At 62.1% G+C, this 20,964-nt stretch carries 21 protein-coding genes; 15 read left to right on the forward strand and 6 right to left on the reverse strand.

Annotated features, from left to right (window positions below):
- Nucleotides 1-81: 81 nt before the first annotated feature.
- Nucleotides 82-1,641 carry a DEAD/DEAH box helicase gene (locus P1U55_RS01910; protein ID WP_301045781.1) on the reverse strand — a complete coding sequence of 520 codons (1,560 nt, stop codon included), beginning with the start codon at nucleotides 1,639-1,641 and terminating at the stop codon, nucleotides 82-84.
- A gap of 126 nt (nucleotides 1,642-1,767) precedes the next feature.
- Nucleotides 1,768-2,598: an alpha/beta hydrolase gene (locus P1U55_RS01915; protein ID WP_301045782.1), complete on the reverse strand. Its 831-nt coding sequence runs from the start codon at nucleotides 2,596-2,598 to the stop codon at nucleotides 1,768-1,770.
- A 259-nt stretch (nucleotides 2,599-2,857) separates the two neighbouring features.
- Between P1U55_RS01915 and P1U55_RS01920 the strand changes: the two genes are divergently transcribed.
- Genes P1U55_RS01920 through P1U55_RS01955 form a run of 8 tightly spaced genes read left to right on the forward strand, consistent with a single transcriptional unit; the run spans nucleotide 2,858 to nucleotide 11,306 of the window.
- Nucleotides 2,858-3,601 (forward strand): IclR family transcriptional regulator, encoded by a 744-nt coding sequence (locus tag P1U55_RS01920; RefSeq protein WP_301045783.1) that lies wholly within the window; start codon nucleotides 2,858-2,860, stop codon nucleotides 3,599-3,601.
- Nucleotides 3,598-4,368 (forward strand): enoyl-CoA hydratase/isomerase family protein, encoded by a 771-nt coding sequence (locus P1U55_RS01925; RefSeq protein ID WP_301045784.1) that lies wholly within the window; start codon nucleotides 3,598-3,600, stop codon nucleotides 4,366-4,368. The genes P1U55_RS01920 and P1U55_RS01925 overlap by 4 nt, the downstream gene beginning before the upstream one ends.
- Entirely contained in the window at nucleotides 4,365-5,975 is a 1,611-nt protein-coding gene (locus tag P1U55_RS01930) for a methylmalonyl-CoA mutase (protein ID WP_301045785.1), read from the forward strand. Before P1U55_RS01925 ends, P1U55_RS01930 begins: the two co-directional genes overlap by 4 nt.
- Before the next feature lie 4 nt (nucleotides 5,976-5,979).
- Nucleotides 5,980-6,375 carry a cobalamin B12-binding domain-containing protein gene (locus tag P1U55_RS01935; RefSeq protein ID WP_301045786.1) on the forward strand — a complete coding sequence of 132 codons (396 nt, stop codon included), beginning with the start codon at nucleotides 5,980-5,982 and terminating at the stop codon, nucleotides 6,373-6,375.
- The gene (locus tag P1U55_RS01940; protein ID WP_301045787.1) at nucleotides 6,375-7,490 is read left to right on the forward strand and encodes a CoA transferase; all 1,116 of its coding nucleotides are present in this window, start codon (nucleotides 6,375-6,377) and stop codon (nucleotides 7,488-7,490) included. Before P1U55_RS01935 ends, P1U55_RS01940 begins: the two co-directional genes overlap by 1 nt.
- A 5-nt stretch (nucleotides 7,491-7,495) precedes the next feature.
- Nucleotides 7,496-8,380 (forward strand): GTP-binding protein, encoded by an 885-nt coding sequence (locus P1U55_RS01945; RefSeq protein ID WP_301045788.1) that lies wholly within the window; start codon nucleotides 7,496-7,498, stop codon nucleotides 8,378-8,380.
- Between the two features lie 22 nt (nucleotides 8,381-8,402).
- The gene (locus tag P1U55_RS01950; RefSeq protein WP_301045789.1) at nucleotides 8,403-9,374 is read left to right on the forward strand and encodes a TAXI family TRAP transporter solute-binding subunit; all 972 of its coding nucleotides are present in this window, start codon (nucleotides 8,403-8,405) and stop codon (nucleotides 9,372-9,374) included.
- Between the two features lie 27 nt (nucleotides 9,375-9,401).
- Nucleotides 9,402-11,306 carry a TRAP transporter fused permease subunit gene (locus tag P1U55_RS01955; RefSeq protein WP_301045790.1) on the forward strand — a complete coding sequence of 635 codons (1,905 nt, stop codon included), beginning with the start codon at nucleotides 9,402-9,404 and terminating at the stop codon, nucleotides 11,304-11,306.
- Nucleotides 11,307-11,505: 199 nt separating this feature from the next.
- On the opposite strand, the gene P1U55_RS01960 is transcribed toward P1U55_RS01955, so the two are convergent.
- Nucleotides 11,506-13,098 (reverse strand): peptide chain release factor 3, encoded by a 1,593-nt coding sequence (locus P1U55_RS01960; RefSeq protein ID WP_301045792.1) that lies wholly within the window; start codon nucleotides 13,096-13,098, stop codon nucleotides 11,506-11,508.
- A gap of 72 nt (nucleotides 13,099-13,170) precedes the next feature.
- On the opposite strand from P1U55_RS01960, the gene P1U55_RS01965 reads away from it, so the two are divergent.
- On the forward strand, nucleotides 13,171-13,434 hold the full coding sequence (locus P1U55_RS01965) for a Rho termination factor (protein WP_301045793.1): 264 nt from the start codon (nucleotides 13,171-13,173) through the stop codon (nucleotides 13,432-13,434).
- On the opposite strand, the gene P1U55_RS01970 is transcribed toward P1U55_RS01965, so the two are convergent.
- On the reverse strand, nucleotides 13,431-14,441 hold the full coding sequence (locus P1U55_RS01970) for a Hint domain-containing protein (protein ID WP_301045794.1): 1,011 nt from the start codon (nucleotides 14,439-14,441) through the stop codon (nucleotides 13,431-13,433). The genes P1U55_RS01965 and P1U55_RS01970 overlap by 4 nt on opposite strands.
- Before the next feature lie 270 nt (nucleotides 14,442-14,711).
- Here P1U55_RS01970 and P1U55_RS01975 point away from each other — a divergent pair, with 270 nt between their 5' ends.
- The 6 genes from P1U55_RS01975 (at nucleotide 14,712) to P1U55_RS02000 (ending at nucleotide 19,491) form a co-directional block, all read left to right on the forward strand.
- On the forward strand, nucleotides 14,712-15,491 hold the full coding sequence (locus P1U55_RS01975) for an SDR family oxidoreductase (RefSeq protein WP_301045795.1): 780 nt from the start codon (nucleotides 14,712-14,714) through the stop codon (nucleotides 15,489-15,491).
- A gap of 75 nt (nucleotides 15,492-15,566) precedes the next feature.
- Nucleotides 15,567-16,652, forward strand: coding sequence for an ABC transporter ATP-binding protein (locus P1U55_RS01980; protein WP_301045796.1), 1,086 nt, complete (start codon nucleotides 15,567-15,569; stop codon nucleotides 16,650-16,652).
- A 156-nt stretch (nucleotides 16,653-16,808) separates the two neighbouring features.
- Nucleotides 16,809-17,030, forward strand: coding sequence for a twin-arginine translocase TatA/TatE family subunit (gene tatA / locus P1U55_RS01985; RefSeq protein ID WP_301045824.1), 222 nt, complete (start codon nucleotides 16,809-16,811; stop codon nucleotides 17,028-17,030).
- A gap of 25 nt (nucleotides 17,031-17,055) precedes the next feature.
- Nucleotides 17,056-17,748, forward strand: coding sequence for a Sec-independent protein translocase protein TatB (gene tatB / locus P1U55_RS01990; protein ID WP_301045797.1), 693 nt, complete (start codon nucleotides 17,056-17,058; stop codon nucleotides 17,746-17,748).
- 7 nt (nucleotides 17,749-17,755) lie between these two features.
- Entirely contained in the window at nucleotides 17,756-18,649 is an 894-nt protein-coding gene (gene tatC, locus P1U55_RS01995) for a twin-arginine translocase subunit TatC (protein WP_301045799.1), read from the forward strand.
- Entirely contained in the window at nucleotides 18,646-19,491 is an 846-nt protein-coding gene (locus P1U55_RS02000) for an ATP-binding protein (protein WP_301045801.1), read from the forward strand. The genes tatC and P1U55_RS02000 overlap by 4 nt, the downstream gene beginning before the upstream one ends.
- A gap of 126 nt (nucleotides 19,492-19,617) precedes the next feature.
- On the opposite strand, the gene P1U55_RS02005 is transcribed toward P1U55_RS02000, so the two are convergent.
- The gene (locus P1U55_RS02005) at nucleotides 19,618-20,394 is read right to left on the reverse strand and encodes an FHA domain-containing protein (RefSeq protein ID WP_301045802.1); all 777 of its coding nucleotides are present in this window, start codon (nucleotides 20,392-20,394) and stop codon (nucleotides 19,618-19,620) included.
- Between the two features lie 5 nt (nucleotides 20,395-20,399).
- Nucleotides 20,400-20,936 (reverse strand): hypothetical protein, encoded by a 537-nt coding sequence (locus P1U55_RS02010; RefSeq protein ID WP_301045803.1) that lies wholly within the window; start codon nucleotides 20,934-20,936, stop codon nucleotides 20,400-20,402.
- Nucleotides 20,937-20,964: the final 28 nt, after the last annotated feature.

Below are 20,964 nucleotides of genomic sequence, written 5' to 3' on the forward strand. Positions count from 1 at the left end.
CGTCGCCCCCTTGAAACCCACACAAAAAAGGCCCGCATCTCGATGAGAGGCGCGGGCCTTTTATCGTTTCTGCGAAGGGCTTTAAGCCTCTTCGCTGGTTGTTGGATCGGGGGCTTCCTGCCGCTCCGAGAAGCTGCGGGCGATGAAATCAGGCATGTGGTCGCCCAGCCCTTGTGGGGCGGCGCCGCCTTCTTCGCGGTCACTCCGGCGGCCACGGCCTCGGCCACCACGCGAGCGGCGGCGACCCTTTTCGCCTTCGGCCTCATCCTGCTCACGCGCGGGGCGCTCCGGCTGGGCCTGCTCGGGCGCGGTGGTCGCGGCTTCGGCGGCCACAGGTTCTTCAACAGGGGAAGCGTCCGGGCTTGGGGCCTCGGCCTCTTCCTTTTGTGCCTCGGGCTTTTTCCGGCTGCGCGAGCGGCGCTCCCGCTTGGGCTTTTCCTCGGCGGCGGCCTCGCTTGGGGCGTCGTCGCCTGAAGTCTCCACAGAAGGAGCGGCTCCGGGGGCGTCGATCCGGGGGATCTCCATTTCGACAAGACGCTCGATGTCGGCAAAGTTGCGATCATCGGCGGGGGCGCAGATCATCAATGTGGTGCCCTTGCGCCCGGCGCGGCCGGTGCGGCCAATGCGGTGAACGTAGTCTTCGGCGTGCGACGGCACATCGTAGTTGAACACATGGCTCACAGCGGGAATATCAAGCCCACGGGCGGCCACATCCGAGGCCACAAGGAAGGTGATCGAGCCATCGCGGAAGCCATCAAGCGTGCGCATCCGCTGTGATTGGTCAAGATCGCCGTGGATCGGCGAGGCGTTATAACCGCTCTTTTTCAAGGACTTGGCCACCACATCCACATCAACCTTGCGGTTGCAGAAGATGATCGCGTTTGTGCAGGCTTCACCTTCACCGTCGATCATGTCGCGCAGCAGCTTGCGCTTTTCGGTGCCGGCACGGTCGCGGCGCGATGGTTTGAACATCACCACGCCCTGTTTGATGTTCTCGCCGGTTGTGGCGGCGCGGGCGACCTCGATCTTGGCGGGGTTGCTCAGGAAGGTGTTGGTGATCCGCTCGATCTCAGGCGCCATCGTGGCCGAGAAGAACAGCGTTTGCCGGGTGAAAGGCGTGAGGCCAAAAATGCGCTCGATATCTGGGATGAAGCCCATGTCGAGCATCCGGTCGGCCTCATCGACCACCATGATCTGCACGCCGGTGAGCAGCAGCTTGCCGCGCTCGAAATGGTCAAGCAGGCGGCCCGGCGTGGCGATCAGCACGTCAACACCCTTGTCGATCAGCTTGTCTTGCTCGCCAAAGGAAACACCGCCGATGAGCAGCGCCTTGGTCAGCTTGGTATGCTTGGCATAAACATCGAAGTTTTCCGCAACCTGTGCGGCCAGCTCGCGGGTGGGGGCGAGCACAAGGCTACGCGGCATCCGGGCGCGGGCACGGCCACGCTTGAGCATCGAGATCATCGGCAGCGTGAAGCTGGCGGTCTTGCCGGTGCCTGTTTGGGCAATGCCGAGCACATCGCGGCCCTCAAGCGCAGGCGGAATGGCGCCGGCCTGAATTGGGGTAGGGGTTTCGTAACCGGCTTCTTCGACGGCTTTCAGGACCTTCGGGTCCAACTTCAGATCAGAAAATTTTGTCATGTACGTCCATGGTTTGCAGGGAAATCCCGCGGAATGGGACGCAAATTCCGGGCGCCCCGCAGACTCGCCTCGCGCGCATCGCGTGGCGTTGTGCCGCGAGGTATCGCAAAAGAGCGCAGAGGTCAATCAGCCCACGCCGGTTGAAGCAAGGAACTGGTCAACCCTATCGGTATAAGGGCCGGGCATTCCGAGGGTGGAATTGATCGCGGAATGCGACAGCGCCACTTCCAGCACCTCGGCGCGCCCGCCGCGCGCCTTTACCTGCCGCGCAAAGGCGCGCGCGGCGGGCAGCGGCCCGCGCCGTTTGGTGGAACAAACCAGCAGAAAGGGCGCGGTGCCGGTTTGAAGGCGGGCACGGGGCGAGGCGCGCTCCCAAAACGCGCGGCTTTCGCCAAAGGCCGCCCGGTGAATGCGCGATGGGCGGCGGCGCATCGTAGTCTCGGCGTCATAAACTTCTGTATCCAGCGGCACGGTCGCCGCCCAGGGGTGCGCGCCCCATTGCCGGGCAAGGCCGGGATCGGCCCCGAGCAGGGCCACCAGATGCGCCCCGGCAGAATGGCCCATCAAGGCCATGCGCTTGGTGTCCAGCCCCCAAGAGGCGGCGTTCGCCTGAATATGCGAAATCCCGCGCGCCAGATCGGTGGCCTGCTGGAGCGGATCGGCCTCTGGCAGCAGGCGGGTATTGACCGACACGAAGCCAAGGCCACGGCCCGTCCAATGTGCGGCCTTCGCCTCCCAGACAGCGTCATTGCCCTTGTCGCCATATTGCCAACCGCCGCCGTGCATGAACACCACCATCGGCCCTTTTGGCGTGCTTTCGGGGAGATACACATCATACCGCTGGAGCGCATGGCCCCCATAGGCCACATCGCGCAGCACCTTGGGCGCGGCGCAGGTGGGGGTAGCGGCAAAGGCGGCAAGGCCAGCAAGCGTGGCGCGGCGAGTCAGGTGGAGCATGGCATATCCTTCTGCGCGGTAGGGTAGCCACGCCAGAGGGAGGATCAAGAGGGCGTGCGTTGCGCCCCGGCGCGACACGGCGCTTTTGCACGATTTTAGGCCAGCCTGCTGGCCGCGGCGGCAGGAGGGCTGTCGCAAACTTTGCCACTTTGCCACCCGGTTTTGCCACTCCGTTCACACGCGGCGGCAAAGCCTCTTCACCGGGGGTGCAATTTTCATGCTTGACAAAATTCAACATACAGAAGAGTTTTTCCATATTATGAATTTTGCAGATGCCTCCTCCACCCGCGCCGTTCGCCTGTTCGAGGCCTTCGCCTCGGTGGGCGCCCCCCAGTCCCTCAGCGAGATTTCTGATCTCCTCAATACACCGCTCAGCACCTGCCATGGGCTGGTGCGGGCGTTGCAAAACGGGGGATACCTTTACTCGAACGCCGCCTCGCGCCGCCATTATCCCACGCGAAGGTTGCTGCAGATCGCCGAAACGATCGCCGGGAACGACCCTGTCGTGACATATTTTGATCCGCACATGGCCGATCTCAGGGATCTTACCGCCGAGACGGTTATCCTTGGGGCGCTTCAAAAGGACTCGGTTGTTTACCTGAGCGTCGCAGAGAGCCCGAGCACGATCCGCTACAGCGCCAGACCCGGCGATATCAAGCCGCTGTATTCCAGTGCCTTGGGCAAACTGATGCTGGGAGAAGCCTCCCCCCGGCAGCGCGCCGCGCTTATCGCGGGGCTGTCGCTGGAGGCGATCACAGAGAACACGCTGACCGATGCCGACACGCTGCGCGACGATCTGGAAGAGGCGCGGGGCAGGGGGCTTTATGTCACCTGCGGCGAAAACGTATCGGAGGTGATGGCGATCGCGGCCCCGGCGCGCATCGCGGGCGAAACCTACGGCGTTGCGGTTGCGGGGCCAATTGCGCGGATGCAAGGCAAGCGCGATGAGATTGAACAGGCCCTGCTGGCGGCCTGCGCGCGGATTGGGGGAGATTTCCGATGACGTCACTTGTCGAGGTCACAAAGCGCGATGCCGTTCTGCATGTTTGCATCAACCGCCCCGAAAAGCGCAACGCGCTGAGCATGGAAACGCTGGATGCCGTTTGCGCCGCCTTCGGCGCGGCGGTGGATGACGACCTGAAGCTGGCGGTCCTGACCGGTGCGGGCGACAAGAGCTTTGCCGCCGGAGGCGACCTTAAGGAACTCGCCTCCGTCAAGGGGGAAGACGCCGCCGTTACGATGGCCAATCGCGCCAAGACGGCCCTCACGGCCGTGCGGAACTTTCCGCTGCCGGTCATTGCCGCGTTGAACGGCGATGCCCTGGGGGGCGGGGCCGAACTGGCGATGGCCTGCGACATGCGGGTTGCCGCTTCGCACGCAAGGATCGGTTTCATTCAAGGCAAGCTGGGGATCACCTCGGCCTGGGGCGGGGGGGTTGACCTTATGCGCCTGATCGGACCCGCGCGGGCGTTGCAGATGATGACCCGGATGGAGGTGCTGGCCCCCGCCGATGCAAGCGCGATGGGGCTTTACAATGCGACCGCCGGGGAGGGGGTATCGCTGGAGGAGGCGCTGGAAGATTTCATCGCGCCCATGCGCGGCCAGTCGCCACATGTCATGCGGTCTTTCAAGGAACTCGCGTTGCATCTGCGCCGGAACGACAGAGCCGAAATGGACAAGCTCGAAACCCATAACTTCGGTTTTGCCTGGGCACACCCCGATCATGACCGCGCCGTCGAACGGCTGCTGAACAGGACAAACGTGAAATGACAAAACCGGCTTCAACCACCCAGCACGACCACCTGTCGCGCACCCCTTCCGGGATAGAGGTTCCGATCACGGTCACACCCGAGATGGCCGGAGAAGCCGCCCTGGGCGCGCCGGGGCAGTTTCCGTTTACGCGTGGCATTTTCGAGAACGGGTATCGCGGCAGGCTCTGGACGATCCGGCAATACTCGGGCTTCGGCACGGCGGAATCCACCAACGAGCGCTATCGGTTCCTGCTCGATCGCGGCCAGACCGGGCTGTCGGTGGCGCTCGATCTGCCAACCCAGTGCGGCTATGACCCCGATGACGAGATGGCCATGTCAGAGATCGGCAAGGTCGGGGTGTCGCTGTCGACGCTGGCGGAGGCCGAAATCCTGTTCGACCAGATCGACCTGTCGAAAATCTCCACGTCGTTCACCATCAACGGCACGGCGGCGATCATCTACGCGATGTATCTTGCGGTTGCTGACAAGAAAGGCGTGCCGCGCGCGCAGCTGACCGGGACGATCCAGAACGACATTCTCAAGGAATACGTCGCCCGCGGAACGTGGATCTTCCCGGTGAGGCCATCGATGCGCCTGATCGCTGACTCGGTCCTTTATGCCAACGAGCAGACACCGCGCTTCAACCCGATCTCCATTGCCGGCGCGCATGTGCGCGATGCCGGGTGCACGGCGGCGGAGGAGATGGCCTATACCCTGGCCAACGGCCTCGCCTATGTTGACGAATTCAAGCGACGGGGCGGCGATATCGACCATTTCGCCAAGCGGTTGAGCTTTTTCTTTTACGTCCACATGGACCTCTTCGAGGAGGTTGCCAAGTTTCGCGCCGGTCGGCGGATGTGGGCCAAAATGCTCTCGGAACGCTATGGTGTGAGCGATGAAAAGGCGCTCCAGTTCCGCTTTGGCGTGGTGTGCGGCGGCTCTTCCCTGACGGCGGCACAACCGATGAACAACGTGGTGCGCGTTGGCATTGAAACGATGGCTGCCGTAATGGGCGGCGCGCAGTCGATCTTTACCTGCGCCTTCGACGAAGCTTACCAGATCCCGACCGAAAACAGCGCCGAGATCGCGCTGCGCACACAACAGATCGTGGCGCAGGAAAGCGGCGTGGCCCGCACGGTCGACCCGCTGGGGGGCAGCTATTACGTGGAGTGGCTGACCGACCAGATGGAAGAGATGATCGGCACAATCATGGACGAGGTTGACGCCTACGGCGGCGTCGTGAAGGCGATCGAGGACGGATACCTGCAAGCCAAGATCGCCGAGCGCGCCAAGGAGCGCAAGGAAGCGACCGACAGCGGCGCGCGGCCCGTGGTTGGCGTCAACGTCGGCACCCGTGACAAGAGCGAAAGCGACCGGGGCGAGATGTTCAGCCAGGACCCGGAAACGGTCAAACAAGTGCTGGAAAAGCACAAGCGCACCATGGAGCGCCGGGATCAGGCCGCCGTCGACAAGGCGCTCGCCGCCCTGGGCGCGGCGGCTGCAACGGATACCGAGAACGTCATGCCGCATCTGGTCGATTGCTGCCACGCCTACGCCACCGTGGGCGAGATGGTGGCAACCCTGAAAAAGGAATGGGGCGAATTCCAGGAACCCATAAGGTTTTGATGACATGACACTTGAAAAGAAACGCATCCTGATCGCCAAGCCCGGCCTCGACGGCCACGACGTGGGCGCCAAGGTGATCGCGCTGGCCCTGCGCGACGCGGGCGCCGAGGTGATCTATACCGGCCTGCGCCGCAGCCCCGAGCAGATCGTGCGCATCGCGGTGGACGAAGACGTGGACATGCTGGGCCTGTCGATTTTGTCCGGCAGTCACAAGGAACTGGCCACCTCCATCATAGCACGGTTGCGGGAGGAAGACGCCGGGGACATCAAGGTTTTCGTCGGCGGCACGATCCCGGAAGAGGACTTCGAGGCGCTGCGCGCCGAGGGGGTCTCGGGCATCTTCACCAGCGAAATGACGATCGAATCCGTCATCGCCGAAGTCGACAGCCAGCTTTCCTGATGGCGGGGCCGCTCACAGGCAAGACCATCATCGAGGTCGGCCATATGTTGGCCGGTCCCTATTGCGGGATGCTGCTGTCTGACCTTGGGGCGCGGGTCATCAAGGTGGAGTCCCCCGAAGGCGATATCGGGCGCAACATCGGGCCGCATCATGTGGGCGGGCACAACACCTATTTCGCCTCCCTCAATCGCGGCAAGGAAAGCGTGACGCTCGATCTTGGCTCGCAGGAGGGGAAGGCCGGTCTTTCACGGCTCGTCGGTATGGCAGACGGATTGCTCACCAACCTGCGCCCGTCGGCGATCAAGAAACTGGGGCTGACCTATGACAGCCTGAAAGAGATCAAGCCCCGCCTCGCCTGCCTCGCGCTGACAGGCTACGGGCTCGATGGCCCTTACGCCGATTCCCCCGCCTACGACTACGTTATTCAGGCGATGACCGGCGTGATGCTGTTGACCGGAGATCCGGATGGTCCGCCGGTGAAATCGGGGTATTCGGCGGTGGACAATTCCGCCGGTATCATGGGGGCTTTGGGGCTGGTCGCAAAGATGCTGGAAGGCAAGGGCGGGCAGGTCGACGTGTCGATGTACGACACGATGATGTCACAGATGAACTATCTCGGGAGCAGCTACCTCAATTCGGGCGAGCTCCCCAAGCGGATCAAGGACGGGGGGCACCCCTTCATCGTGCCCGCGCAGCTGTTTCGCACGAAAGAGGGCTACGTCGTGCTCTTTATCACGCACGACAAGTTCTGGCGGGTCTTTGCGGAATCGCTGGGGGAGCCCGAATGGCTCAGCGATCCGAGGTTTTCCACGATGTCCGGGCGGTCGGCGAACAGGGATATCGTTGTTGCTCAGATTTCCGCGCGGCTGTTGGAGAAGACCGCAGAGGAATGGGTTGAGCAATTCGCCCCGCTGGGGCTTGTCGTGGCCTCTCTCTGCTCGTTGCCAGATGCGCTGGAGGGACCGCTCAGCGCATCGCGCAACATGGTGATCGAGATCCCGGTTGATGGCGACACGCTGCGCCTGATCGGCAGCGCCATCAAGATCGCGGGCGAAGCCCCGGATTTCCGCGCGCCGCCTGCGTTGGGTGAGCATAACGCCCAACTGTTGGAATAGCGGCAATGAGCACCGATACGCCCCTCAACCGCCGCCAGATATCGCGGGAGCTGACCCGGATCGCGAATGCATCGGTACGGGATGTGCTGGACACCATCGGTCACAGCGAGGCGCCTGCCGCGTTCCGCATCGGGATCACCGGCCCGCCAGGGGGCGGCAAATCGACCCTGATCAACGCCCTGGTCAAGGATCGCCTGAAAAACCGCAGCGACACGAGGTTGGCGGTGCTGGCCATTGATCCCTCCAGCCCGGTGAGCGGCGGCGCGATCCTTGGGGACCGCATCCGGATGGATGCAATTGCCGATCTGCCGGGCCTCTACCTGCGGTCCCTGTCGAGCCGGGGCGCGCGCAATGGGCTGTGTGACAATATCGTGGACCTGCTCACCCTGCTGGAGACCCACGGTTTTGACGAGGTAGTGCTGGAAACCGTCGGAGTTGGCCAATCAGAAGTTGCCGTGCATGAGGTTGTCGACACGCTGGTGGTGATCGTGCCCCCTGATGCAGGCGACAGCGTGCAAACCATGAAGTCCGGCATCCTCGAAATGGCTGACATTGTCGTTGTCACCAAGGCCGACCAGCCGGGCGCGCGGCGCATGGCCTCCGATCTTGCCGCCGTGTTGCGCAAGCGCGGCGACCGGGATGTGCCCGTATTGCAGACCGAAGCCGAGGGGGCCGGGGTCGCCGCGCTGAACCAGGCTATCAACGACCACCGCGCCTGGCTCGCGGCGAACCATCCGCATGCCCTGACGCGGGAGAACAGGCGGCGGTATCACCTGCAGGCTCTGATCGAGCGGCAGGTTCAGGACGCATTGAAAGCGAAGGGAGACATTACGCGCGGCACGCTGACCGCATCTTACGACCGACTGCTCGCAGCCTTGCGGGTGAAATGAAACCGAATGGGAGGAGACCATCATGAACAGAACTTTCAAGGGAGTTACAGTGGCGGCGGCACTATTGGCCGCCGGGGTCGCGCATGCGCAAGACAGGCTGACAATGGGCGCGACCCACAGCGCCTCGTCGTTTTATGCTTACCAGGTAGGGATCACGAATTTCCTCAACACTGCCGTCGAGACCGTTAATATCAACGTTCGGGAGCTTGGGGGCGCTGAAGTATCGACCGAGGCGCTGTTGCGCGACGAAGTGGATATGGGTATTTCCGTTACCTCATCGGACTTCGCGGCGCTGAACGGGGTGGAGCCTTTCAGCGGCAAGGCCGAAAAGCTGCGCACGCTTTACTACTTTGCGCCGCTGCCGCTGAATTTCGTGGTGGCCGCCGATGCCGGTGTTGACACTGTCGATGCGCTTGCCGGCGCGGCCTTCAACCCCGGTGGGCGCGGCACATCGACCGAGCGCCAGGTTGAGCAGGTCATGGAAACCATCGGCGTCACCCCCGATTGGCTTCGTGCCGAAGGCGGCGATGCGCTGGATGCCTTCCAGAACGGCCAGATCGTGGGGTTCGTGAAGGGGGGCAACCACCCCGATGGCTACATTCAGCAGGCGGCTTCTGCCCGCGACATCGTGTTCCTCTCGCTGGATGAGGCCCAGCGCAACAGCGTGATCGAGGCCTATCCGTTCTTCAGCGCCGCAAAGAGCACCCCAAGCACGTTCTACGGTGAGACCGAAGGCGAGGTGTCCACGCTGCAAACGGCCATCGGCATCAACACCACGACAAACCTTGACGAGGAAACCGCCTACCAGATCGCCAAAGCCGTGTTCTCTGACGCGGGCAAGCAGGCGGCTTCCGAGGTGTATGCCCCGGCCAAAACCATCGACGTGGCGCAGCTCACCATCGACGCTGCGGTGGCGCCGCTCCACAAGGGGGTTATTCGCTACCTCGAAGAGGCGGGCTATACCGTGCCCGATGACCTGAAGGCGCAGGACTGACCCTTGCCCCCCACAGCAACCGGGCAAATGGGAGCCTCCGGGGATAGCCCTCTCCGGAGGTTTCCTGCGCGCATCCTGCTGGGCCTCGCGGTCGCCTGGGTGCTGTTCCATCTCGCCGCCGCCGGGTTCGGGTTGGTGGGCAGCCATGTGCTGCGCAGCGTCCACCTCGGCGGGGCGATCATATTGACACTTTGCTTTCAGCCATTGCCGCGTTTCTGGCGGTGGCTGGATGCGCTGCTTATCCTGGCCGTCGCTGCCGCCACGCTTTATCTTGTGGTGCGCAGCGACGCGATCCTGCTGTCGAACTGGTTCACCCATCTCTGGCCCGAACGCATTTTGGGAGCGCTCATGTTTGCGGGCCTCGTCGAAGGTGTGCGCCGGGCTCTTGGCTGGGGCTTCGTTGCGCTGATCGCCGTTTTTGTCGGTTACGCGGTGCTGGGGCCTTATATTCCGGGCACCTTCGGGCATCGCGGCCTGTCGTTCGACCGGCTGATCTTCAGCTTCTACCTCGGCAGCCAGGGTGTGGCCGGTATGCTGATCGGCATCTCTGCCAGCATCGTCGCGCTTTTCCTGATCTTCGGAGAAATCCTGAACGCCAGCGGCGCGGGCAACACCTTCATCAACGTCGCCCTGCGCATCGGTGGATCGTTCCGGGGGGGCGCGGGCATGGTGGCGGTCATCGGCAGCGCTTTCATGGGCATGATCAATGGCAGCGCCGTGGCAAACGTCGCCTCGACCGGGGTGCTGACGATCCCGCTCATGCGCCGCTTGGGCTTCTCGCGCAATCTCGCCGGAGCGATCGAGGCCGTGGCCTCTACCGGAGGGCAATTCATGCCGCCGATCATGGGGCCGGGTGCGTTCCTTATGGCGGAACTACTGGGCATCTCTTATCTTGACGTGGCCGTGACCGCACTGATCCCCTCAACGCTGTTTTACATCGGCCTGCTGCTCGCCGTCTGGCTTTTTGCGGGCAAGAACGGCTTGCAGCCGATCCCGGCAGACATGATCCCCAGCCGCGCAGTTGCCTATGCACCGCTTGCGATGCTGGCCTTGCTGCTGCCAATCGGCGCACTTGTTGGCCTCGTCATCGCGCGCTTTACTGTGCAATACGCGGTCCTCTGCGCCATCCTGATCGCGGCGGCTCTTTTCGTCGTGCAAGCGATCCTGCGCTATAAGCAGCGGCAATCAGACCCGGATGCGGTTTCTCCCACACGGGAGCTGGCCCGCGCCCTGGATTCTTCGGCCCGCAACATCGCCTATGTCGGCATGATCATCGCCGCCGCTCAGATCATCGTGGCGGTCATCAACCTGACCGGCCTTGGCGTTACCCTGTCGCAAATCATCGTCAGCCTCGGGCAAAGCAACCTTATCCTGTCGCTCGTTCTGACGATGGGTGTCGCGATCCTGCTGGGCATGGGGATGCCGACGCCTGCCGCCTATGCCGTGGCCGCAGCCGTGCTGGGGCCACCTCTGGCGCGGCTTGGCCTTGAAATGCTGCCCGCTCACCTGTTCATCTACTATTTCGCCTGCCTTGCGGCGATCACGCCGCCGGTTGCTTCGGCTGTATTTGCCGCCTGCGCGATCAGCCGCGGATCGGTCATCCCCACGGCGGGCCATGCGATCTTGCTGTCGCTCAGCCTGTTCCTCGTGCCTTACCTCTTTGTCATGGACCCGGTGCTGCTGCTGCGGGGCAGCGTGCCCGCCATCGCGTTGGCGGTGGTCACGAGCATGTTGGGCGTGGCGACACTAACGCTGTCGACAATCGGTTACCTCATGGCTCCGATTCCAGGGATCGCGCGGATCGTGCTGGGGATCGCGGCGCTGGCGATGATCGTTCCGGGCTGGGTGAGCGACCTCGTGGGACTATCCATCGCTGGTGTCGTGATGGCTATGTTGCTGTCAGGGAGGTCTCGGCTTGCGGACCCTGGCTGAGGAGGCTTCACAAACGCCCGGTTTCGGCTTCCAAAAGAGGGGCGGAAGCAGGCGGCATGTCAGGGCGGTGTTGTAAAACGCCGCCCGTTTCAAAGAGACATGCCGCCATGGTCAAATCTGCTGTTACACGGATTGAGCTGCCAGCGGAATGTTCACCGACAGGTCCGACAGGAGCCAGAAATAGGGCGTTTCGGGCCTGTCAGGCCTCCTTGGTCGCAGTGAGCGTTATATCGGGGTAATCCCGCGCAACCCGGTCGATATCCCATTGAAGGCGCGTCAGATAAACGATGTCACCGTCATTGTCGGTTGCCATGTGCTGCTTGTTGGCCTGAGCAAATTTCTCAACCGCCTCCTTGGAGCCATTCACCCAGCGGGCCGATGTGAACTGGCTCTGCTCAAAGCGCACGGGAAGCCCGTATTCCATCTCGATCCGGCTGGCCAATACCTCAAACTGAAGCTGCCCGACAACGCCAACGATGAAGCCAGAGCCGATCATCGGTTTAAAGATTTTGGCGGCACCTTCCTCGGCAAACTGCATCAGCGCCTTGTCGAGATGCTTGGCTTTGAGCGGATCACCGGCCCGGCAGGATTGCAGCAACTCCGGTGCAAAACTGGGGATGCCTTTGACCCTGATCGCCTCCCCCTCGGTCAGCGTATCGCCGATGCGCAACTGGCCATGGTTGGGGATGCCGATGATGTCACCGGCCCAGGCCTCTTCGGCAAGTTCGCGGTCAGAGGCCAAAAAGAGCACCGGGTTTGTTATCGCCATCGGCTTCTTGGTGCGCACATGAGTCAGCTTCATGCCGCGCTTGAAATGGCCGGAGGCCATGCGCACAAAGGCCACGCGGTCACGGTGCTTTGGGTCCATATTTGCCTGCACCTTGAAAACGAAACCGGCCACCTTGTCTTCCTCGGGGGCAATCTGGCGCGGCTCGGCGACTTGCGGTTGCGGCTCTGGCCCGAATTGCGCGATGCCGTCCATCAATTCCTTCACGCCGAAGGAGTTGATCGCGGAGCCAAACCAGATTGGCGTCAGCGTGCCATCGGCCAGCGCCTGCGGATCAAGCGGGGGCAGCAGGCCGCGCACCATCTCCACCTCTTCGATCAGCTTTTCGCGCAGATCCTCGGGGATGTGCTCGGCCAACTTCGGATCGTCCAGCCCTTCGATACGGATACTCTCGGCAACCTTGTTGCGGTCTGCCCGGTCCATCAGCTCAAGGCGGTTGTTGAGCATGTCATAACAGCCCATGAAATCACGGCCCACGCCGATGGGCCAGCTCGCCGGGGTGACGTCAATCGCCAGCATTTCCTGGATTTCGTCAATGATCTCAAAGGTGTCGCGGCTCTCCCTGTCCATCTTGTTACAGAAGGTCAGGATCGGCAGGTCGCGCAGGCGGCAGACCTCGAACAGCTTTTGCGTTTGGCTCTCAATCCCCTTGGCGCCATCAATCACCATCACGGCGGCATCCACGGCGGTGAGAGTGCGATAGGTGTCTTCCGAAAAGTCACTGTGGCCGGGCGTGTCCACAAGGTTGAAGCGATAGGTGCCGTAATCAAACGACATGGCGGAGGCCGAAACCGAGATGCCCCGGTCCTTTTCCATCTGCATGAAGTCCGAGCGCGTGCGCCGCGCCTCGCCTTTGGCCCGGACCTGGCCCGCCATCTGGATCGCGCCGCCGTAAAGCAGGAACTTCTCGGTGAGTGTGGTCTTGCCGGCGTCGGGATGCGAGATGATCGCAAAGGTCCGGCGGCGGGCGATTTCGGGCGGCAGAGGTGGGCGGTTGTCCAACATGGGCGGCTTGTAGCAGAGCCGGCGGGAACGGCAAGGTGCGCTGCTGCGTTGGGGAGTTAAAGGAGAAAGACTATGCCAAAGAAAGACCCCGGACCAAGCGTGAAGAACGACGACACCTATGAAGCGCTGCGTGACAAGGGCTACTCAAAGGAAAAATCAGCCCGCATCGCCAATGCTCAGGCCAACGATGATATGAAACCATCCGTAAAAGGCGGCAAGGCCCCGCCATATGAGGAGTGGACGAAGGAGGCGCTTTACGAGCGCGCTCAGGAGCTTGAGATAGATGGTCGCTCAACCATGGATAAGGCGGAGTTGATCGCCGCGTTGCGCGGTTAACGCCCGCCGCCGCCCTTGAAGAGCTTGCGGCGGTATTCCGGGTCCAGCCTGTCTGGCCCTACCTCTGTGCCAAAGGCTGGAGCGTGAGCAACATCACCAAACTCGGCCATCAACCCTTCGGCCATCTCACCCGGCAGGCTTTGGCGGGTGTTTGGTGAAAGCTCCAGTGATTCCACGGGGATACACTCTGCATAGATCACCTCATGCTGATCGAAGACCAGGGTGAAATAATCCACAAAACCGCCCTTGCGGATGTAAACGGAATCGTCGTCCACCAGCAGGCTCGCCTTCACCAGCATCTCGGCGGTTTCGGTCACCCGGTCTGCGCCGCGTTGGTACACAAAGAGCCGCTGATGCTGGCTCAGGATCAGGTCTGACGCGTTGCCAAGCGTGTCTTTGGTGATGACAACAGGGGCATAAGCGCCAACGGCGCGCACCGTTTGCTGGCCGGTCCAACGCACCGGCTGGGCACCATGATCGCGCGTCAGCACCCTGTCACCCACCCTCAGGTCTTCCACCGGGCGTTGCGCACCAGAGGAGAGGGTGATCGCGGTGCCACGGGCAAAGGCAAAGGAGGTGAGATCGGAAAGATGCACCTCACCGGGGTCTTCCGACACGCCAATCAGCGCGTAACCGACCCGCGGTTCAATCGGTTGAAGCGGCAGAACATGCCGGGTGAGGCCCGCGGTGCCCGGCAGTTCGATCACCAGCAGTTCAATGCCGCCCCCGTCGCCGCCCATCACCGTCAGGCGACCGGCAAGGCGGACGGCATCGCCGGCGCGGCCCACTTCGGAGCCATCGCCAACCAGATGCACACCGCTTTCAGAAGCAATCGCCAGCTTGGCAACCTGCGCTTCCTCGGCCAACTCGTACGTGTCGCCTTCGCAAAGCTCGTCGACCGCCTCAAGCACATCGCCAAGGTTGGCCCCCGACGTCACCCGAAGATCATCGCCCGAAAAGACGTGACACATGTAACTGGCCCGCTGTGGCGGAGTGTGACGGCTCATATTGTGGTGTCCTGCGGTGTGGTCATCTACTGTTTCAAACGTCTCTTAAAAACCTGCGCCGCCAAGGCCGCGCAATAACCCCACACCTGCATAGTGGATAGGCAAGCTTGCCGCAGGGGTCAACCAATCGCCGCTAATGGGCCTAGAATGTGGCGAATTAGTTAAAACTGGATGAACAGTCCCGCCCAAGGGGCGCAGATTTTTCAGCGTCTGGCGAATCGCGCGGGGCAGGGGCAGGATGCGGCGAAATTGAAATCAGGAGGAAAAGCCATGGATCTGGGTATCAAGGGAAAGCGCGCGTTGGTTGCAGCTTCCTCGAAGGGCTTGGGGCTAGGTTGCGCCCGCGCCTTGGCCGAAGCGGGCTGCGATCTCATCATGAACGCACGCGGCGAAGAGGCGCTTGAAGCCGCCGCGCAGGCGATCCGCGATGACTTTGGCGTTGAGGTCACAACAGTGGCTTGCGACGTGACCACAGAGGACGGCCGCGCCAAACTGCTCGCGGCGGCTGGCAAGGTGGACATCCTCGTGACCAACGCCGGTGGCCCCCCTCCGGGCATGTGGCAGGACTGGAGCCGCGACGATTTCATCAAGGCGCTCGATGCCAACATGCTGACGCCCATCGCCTTGATGCAGGCCGCGCTGCCGGGGATGATTGAGCGGGGCTGGGGCCGGGTGGTGAACATCACCTCGCAGTCCGTCAAATCGCCGATTGCGGTGCTTGGCCTCTCCAATTCTGCGCGCACAGGGCTGACCGGATTTGTCGCGGGAACGGCGCGGCAGGTTGCCGAACATGGCGTCAATATCAATAACTTGCTGCCCGGTATTCATGCAACGGATCGGGCGGATTCGCTCGATACAGGCATGGCCGAAAAGGAGGGCATCACCCTGGAGGAGGCCCGTGCCAAACGCACCGCCACCATCCCCGCAAAACGCTACGGCACAGCGGAAGAATTTGGTCAGACCTGCGCCTTCATGTGCTCACAGCACGCGGGCTATATGATCGGCCAGAACATCCTGCTGGATGGCGGTTCGCTCAACTACACGCTCTGACTTGTCGCCACCGGGCCTGCCTGCTACCACCTGCCAAACCCGAGGTAATCGCTCGGGAAAGGAGTAGGCAGAGCCTTGGCAAGCGCATTCCGACTTGAGGTAAAAAACCTGACGCGTCGCTATGGCGGGCGTGCCGTTGTGTCTGACCTCTCGCTTGGGGTGGCGCCGGGGCAGGTGACTTGCCTGTTGGGGCCCTCGGGATGCGGCAAGTCCACCACGCTGCGCATGATTGCCGGGGTGGATCGCCCCGATGAGGGGCAGGTGCTGGTGGAAGGCGAGGTGGTGTCGGACGCCAAGCACTTCCTGCCGCCGGAAGAACGCCACATTGGCCTTATGTTTCAAGACTTTGCGCTGTTTCCGCATCTGAACGTGGCGCGCAACGTGGCCTTTGGCCTGCGGGGGCACGGGGCGGAGTCGCGCAAACGGGTGGAAGAGCTGCTCGCCCGTGTTGGTCTCTCGCGCTACATTGATGCCTACCCCCATGAGCTTTCGGGCGGTGAGCAGCAACGGGTGGCCCTTGCGCGTGCCTTGGCCCCCCGGCCTGCGATCATGTTGATGGACGAGCCATTTTCCGGCCTCGACAACAGGTTGCGCGATGACATTCGCGATGAAACGCTGGGTTTGCTGAAGGAAGAAGGCACCGCCGTGCTGCTGGTGACCCATGAGCCGGATGAGGCGATGCGGATGGCCGATGAGATTGCCCTCATGCGGGAGGGGCGAGTGGTGCAACGCGGTGCGCCCTACACGATCTACAACAATCCGGCAGATATGAAAGCGGCAGCATTTTTCAGCGATATCAACGTTCTGCGCGGCGAAGTTCATGGGGCTTTGATCGACACTGCCTTTGGCTCTTTCCTTGCGCCGGGGCACCCGGATGGGGCGATGATCGAGATCGGCATTCGGCCACAACACCTGCACATCGACTTTGATCGCGCTGGCCAAAGACCCAACCCGACCAAGAGCCACGGCATGCCCGCGCGGGGTGTGGTGGAACGGGCGCGTTTCATGGGGCGCGAAAGCCTCATCGAGCTGCGGATGGATCATGATGGGGCGGTGCTGAAAGCGACGATTCCCAATGTTTTCATGCCTAAACCGGGCACCGCCCTTTGGCTCACAATCCGTCGTGACAGGTGTTTTCTGTTTCCGGCCGCGCAGGACTAAGCGGCTACCTGCGGCGAAACACCCCGGAATTTGCTGTTTCGTGATGGAATGGCCCCTTTCATCTGCCGCCCGCATTCCATAAATAGAAACGACTTGATCGGGCACGAAACTGCTCGGCGAGGCTTTAGGGATAAAGGACGGCAAGCCATGAACGCGATGTTTATCACGAATATTCCCCCGGTCGGCTGGCTGCTGATCGCCGTGGTCGTGCTGGTGCTCTTCGGGCGCGGCAAGATCTCTTCGCTGATGGGCGAAGTGGGCAAGGGGATCACTTCCTTCAAGAAGGGCGTATCGGAAGGCACCAAAGAGCTGGAAGAGGCGGACGCGGCTGCGGCGCGCGACGTAACCCCCGAGGAAGAAAAGAAAGATAACGCCTGAGGGCGATTGATCGAGGGCGCGGGTAATGGGCTGGAGCGAGCTTCTTTTGATCGGCGTCGTGGCCCTCATAGTGGTGGGGCCAAAGGACTTGCCGGTGATGTTTCAATCGCTGGGCAAGATGACGGCCAAGGTCAAACGCATGGCGCGCGAGTTTTCGCGGGCCATGGAGGATGCGGCTGACAGCACCGGCATGGGGGATGTTGCCAAGGACCTCAACAAGGTGATGAGTCCGCGCTCGATGGGCGTCGACAAGCTGCGCGAAGCGGCAGATCGCTTTGACAAGTGGGAGCCGGGGAAACCGGGGAAACCCGCTGAAAAACCAGAGCTTTCCAAGGATCGCGCGGAGGCTGCCGAGAAGATCAAGGCGGCAACGGCGAAGGCCGCGACCGAGCGCAAGGCGGCTGAGGCGGCGGCAGAAGCGGCCGAGCTTTCAGACGAGCCGGATGTGACGCCAGAGCCAAAGAAAACCGCCACTAAAACCACAGCAAAAACAACGGCTTCCAAGGCAAAGGTAAAGTCACCTGCCGCTAGGAAGCCAGCGGCCAAAAGTGCTGCGAAACCTTCGACAAAGACGGCCTCGAAAACGGCATCAAAATCGGCGGCCAAGAAACCCGCCGCCAAGAAGCCCGCCGCAAGCAAAGCGACGCCCCCCAAGAAACCAGCGGCGAAGAAAACCGCCGAAAAGCCCGCCGCCTCGGGCAAACCGCAGGTGAGCTGAGACCCATATGGCCCATACCGAAGAAGACCTAGACGATAGCTCCGCGCCACTGATCGAACATTTGGCCGAGTTGCGCACCCGGTTGATCCGGGCGGCTGTGGCCCTTGTGGTGGCGATTTTCATCTGCTTCTTTTTCTGGAACCCTATCTTCAACTTCCTAACAAATCCTATCTGCATTGCGCTCACCGAACGAGGGCAGGGCTGCGGGCTGGTTTTGATCAAGTTGCAGGAGGGCTTTTTCACCGCGATTCGCATCTCGATTCTGGGCGGCTTCATGCTGGCGTTTCCGATTATTTCCTACCAATTGTGGCGGTTCGTCGCGCCCGGCCTTTATAGATCCGAGCGCGGGGCGTTTTTGCCATTCATGTTTGCCTCCCCGGTGATGTTCTTCATGGGCGCGGCCTTTGCCTTTTACGTTGTGGCGCCGCTGGCCTTTGATTTCTTCCTGAACTTCCAGCAGGTTGGCGAAGCTGGAGAGTTGGTGGAAGCCGCAGAAGGCCAGGAAACATTGGCGGATGCAGGCATCACCTTTCAAGGCTCGATGCAGGAATACCTCAAGCTGGTCATCACCTTCATCATGGCCTTCGGGATTTGCTTCCAACTGCCGGTTTTGTTGACGCTGCTCGGCAAGGCGGGGCTGGTTTCGGCCAAGGGGCTGGGAGCGATGCGCAAATATGCGGTGGTCGCCATTCTGGTGCTGGCCGGGGTCATCACGCCGCCGGATGTGTTCACCCAAGTTATTCTGTTCGTTGCGGTTTACGGCCTTTACGAAGTGTCGATCCAACTGGTCAAATGGGTTGAGAAAAAGCGCAAGGAACGGCTGATGGCCGAGGGTCTTTGGGATGAAGACCTGGAAGACTGGGACGATGACGATGACGACTCAGGGGAGGAAAAGGCGTGAGTGACGAGGCCCTGAGCCGGATCGCCGCAGCGCTGGAGCGGATCGCGCCAGCGCCTTTGGAGGCCCCTGATTTTAGCTCCGCGCCGGCGTTTTTGTGGCACTCGGAGCCGGACCATCTGGAGCCTGTCACGCAGGTGAACCGGGTGGACCTTTCGCTGCTGCTAGGGATCAACCGCTCGCGTGATACCCTGCTCGAAAACACCCGCCAGTTTGCCCGAGGGTTGCCTGCCAACAATGCCCTGCTTTGGGGCGCACGCGGAATGGGAAAATCGAGCCTTGTCAAAGCGGTGCATGCCACTGTTGAGGCCGAGGCTCCGGGGCTGAAGCTGGTGGAAGTGCAGCGCGAAGACCTGCCTTCGATCAGCCGTTTGCTAAGCCATTTGCGCACCTCTGACGCGCGGTTTTTGCTGTTCTGCGATGACCTCTCTTTCAGCCATGATGATGAGCATTATAAGTCACTTAAGGCGGTGCTGGATGGGGGGATTGCGGGGCGGCCTGAGAATGTTTTGTTCTATGCCACATCGAACCGGCGCCACCTTATGCCGCGCGATATGATCGAGAACGAACGTTCCAGTGCGATCAACCCCAGTGAGGCGGTTGAGGAGAAGGTTTCGCTGAGTGATCGCTTTGGGCTGTGGCTGGGCTTCCACCCTTGCGATCAGGACGAATATCTGGCCATGATTTCAGGCTATTGCGCGGCGCACGGGCTTGAGGTTGAGCCGGAGCGGCTGCGGGCCGAGGCGATTGAATGGCAGGCGACGCGGGGCGGGCGGTCGGGCCGGGTGGCGTGGCAGTTCTTCACCGATCTGGCGGGCCGTGAGGGTGTGAAAATCACCACCTGAGGGCCGTTAATCGCAAAAAGATCACAGCCACAAGCGATGCACATCCGATGCACAAGTGATGCGCATCCAAATTCGCCCCATATGGTTAAATAAATCCGGCGTTCGCCGGACGTTGCAAAGCGGTTTTCAATGAAAGCGCATGTAGGTGCGCAGGTCACTTCCGAAGCGGGCAAACGCCTCATCCTGGGAGCCGACGCCGGGGGGCAGCATCCAGGCGGCGAGCGCCAGTTGATCGCCATGCCGCCCGATATACTGAAGCTGCACCATGGGCCGCTCCATGAAGGTGAGGGTGGCGAGGGTGATGCGGGCTTCATCGGCGCCAAAGAGCGGCTCGGCGGCGAAGATCTGCGGCTTGAAATCTTGCCACTGGCGGCGCATCCGGTCGTGGTTGAAGCGCAGGTAGCTTTCAAGATCGTCATGGCCTGCCATGCTGTCTTGCACGGCGGTGATGGTGTGGTTCACCGCAAGGTCGGTGCCCTTCATGATGCCCGCTTCTTCGATCAGGTCCCAATCATGGGCGGCGGCGGTGGCCAGCCAGAGCGTGTTTTTGATGCGGCCGCGCGGGTAGGGCGGGGATTGCAGGCATTTGACGGTGAAGAGGTAGGGGCCAGCGGCGATGGTATCATAATGGGCCAGCAGCGCCTCGCCGGTCACGGCATGGGAGTTGAGCGTGGTTTCGCCATTGATCAGCAGCATCAGCCCCTCGCCGTCATGGCGAATGGCGAAGTGCTGGTCCTTGAGCAGCGGCGAGGTGAGCTTGATCCCCGACGTCGCCTCATCGCGCCCGATCGGGTAGGTGCCGTGGGCGGAAATATCGAGCCGGAACAAGGGGGTGCCGCCCGGCCCGTGCTGGACAAGCTGGAAGGTGCCATCGGGGGCCGGGGTTGGGGTATCGTCGGCCACGCCGTTCAGCCCTTGATGCCGAGACGGTCGAAAAAGGCCGGGTTCAGGCGGTAGTAATAGGGGCGGATCGGCTTTTGGTAGAGCAAATCCCACAGCTCGCGGAAGCGCGCGGCGGCGGCCTCTTCATCGCCGGTGAGCTGCTTTTCGGGGAATTGCGCGACGCCAAGCAGGGTGGTGAGCGTGGCAAAAAGCTCGGCTTCGGCGGCGTCAAAGGCCTTCATGTCGAAGTCTTTGGGGAAGCCGTGGGAGCCGAGGGTGTGCTCAAGATCGGCGTCATCGTAGCGGTGCAGTTGCACCGGCTCGCCGCGCGGCACATCAATGCGGGCCACCCAGCCCGGAGCGGTGAACTCGGGCGGTTGCGGCGGGCGGCCACGGCGCAGGAAGAACAGGTAGCCAAGCCACAGCCCATCGGCATCGGCGAAGGGCACGGGATAGCCGCGCACCGCCTCGCGGGGCATGTCGGTGAAGCCGTTGCGGGCGGCTTGCATCTGCTTTGAGCGGCGCTCCACGATGGGCGGGTCAGCGGCAGCAGTTTCAGACACGATGAGGGCTCCCAGAAGGGTGAGGACA

The organism is Vannielia sp., from assembly GCF_029212645.1.
Lineage (GTDB): Bacteria > Pseudomonadota > Alphaproteobacteria > Rhodobacterales > Rhodobacteraceae > Vannielia.

Coding starts and splice junctions, on each gene's coding strand:
- tatB (WP_301045797.1), top strand. CDS start 17,056: ATGGGCTGGAGCGAGCTTCTTTTGATCGGCGTCGTGGCCCTCATAGTG.
- P1U55_RS01970 (WP_301045794.1), bottom strand. CDS start 14,441: ATGAGCCGTCACACTCCGCCACAGCGGGCCAGTTACATGTGTCACGTC.
- P1U55_RS01930 (WP_301045785.1), top strand. CDS start 4,365: ATGACAAAACCGGCTTCAACCACCCAGCACGACCACCTGTCGCGCACC.
- tatC (WP_301045799.1), top strand. CDS start 17,756: ATGGCCCATACCGAAGAAGACCTAGACGATAGCTCCGCGCCACTGATC.
- P1U55_RS01950 (WP_301045789.1), top strand. CDS start 8,403: ATGAACAGAACTTTCAAGGGAGTTACAGTGGCGGCGGCACTATTGGCC.
- P1U55_RS01935 (WP_301045786.1), top strand. CDS start 5,980: ATGACACTTGAAAAGAAACGCATCCTGATCGCCAAGCCCGGCCTCGAC.
- P1U55_RS01955 (WP_301045790.1), top strand. CDS start 9,402: ATGGGAGCCTCCGGGGATAGCCCTCTCCGGAGGTTTCCTGCGCGCATC.
- tatA (WP_301045824.1), top strand. CDS start 16,809: ATGTTTATCACGAATATTCCCCCGGTCGGCTGGCTGCTGATCGCCGTG.
- P1U55_RS01965 (WP_301045793.1), top strand. CDS start 13,171: ATGCCAAAGAAAGACCCCGGACCAAGCGTGAAGAACGACGACACCTAT.
- P1U55_RS01960 (WP_301045792.1), bottom strand. CDS start 13,098: ATGTTGGACAACCGCCCACCTCTGCCGCCCGAAATCGCCCGCCGCCGG.
- P1U55_RS01945 (WP_301045788.1), top strand. CDS start 7,496: ATGAGCACCGATACGCCCCTCAACCGCCGCCAGATATCGCGGGAGCTG.
- P1U55_RS01925 (WP_301045784.1), top strand. CDS start 3,598: ATGACGTCACTTGTCGAGGTCACAAAGCGCGATGCCGTTCTGCATGTT.
- P1U55_RS01910 (WP_301045781.1), bottom strand. CDS start 1,641: ATGACAAAATTTTCTGATCTGAAGTTGGACCCGAAGGTCCTGAAAGCC.
- P1U55_RS01920 (WP_301045783.1), top strand. CDS start 2,858: ATGAATTTTGCAGATGCCTCCTCCACCCGCGCCGTTCGCCTGTTCGAG.
- P1U55_RS01915 (WP_301045782.1), bottom strand. CDS start 2,598: ATGCTCCACCTGACTCGCCGCGCCACGCTTGCTGGCCTTGCCGCCTTT.
- P1U55_RS01975 (WP_301045795.1), top strand. CDS start 14,712: ATGGATCTGGGTATCAAGGGAAAGCGCGCGTTGGTTGCAGCTTCCTCG.
- P1U55_RS01940 (WP_301045787.1), top strand. CDS start 6,375: ATGGCGGGGCCGCTCACAGGCAAGACCATCATCGAGGTCGGCCATATG.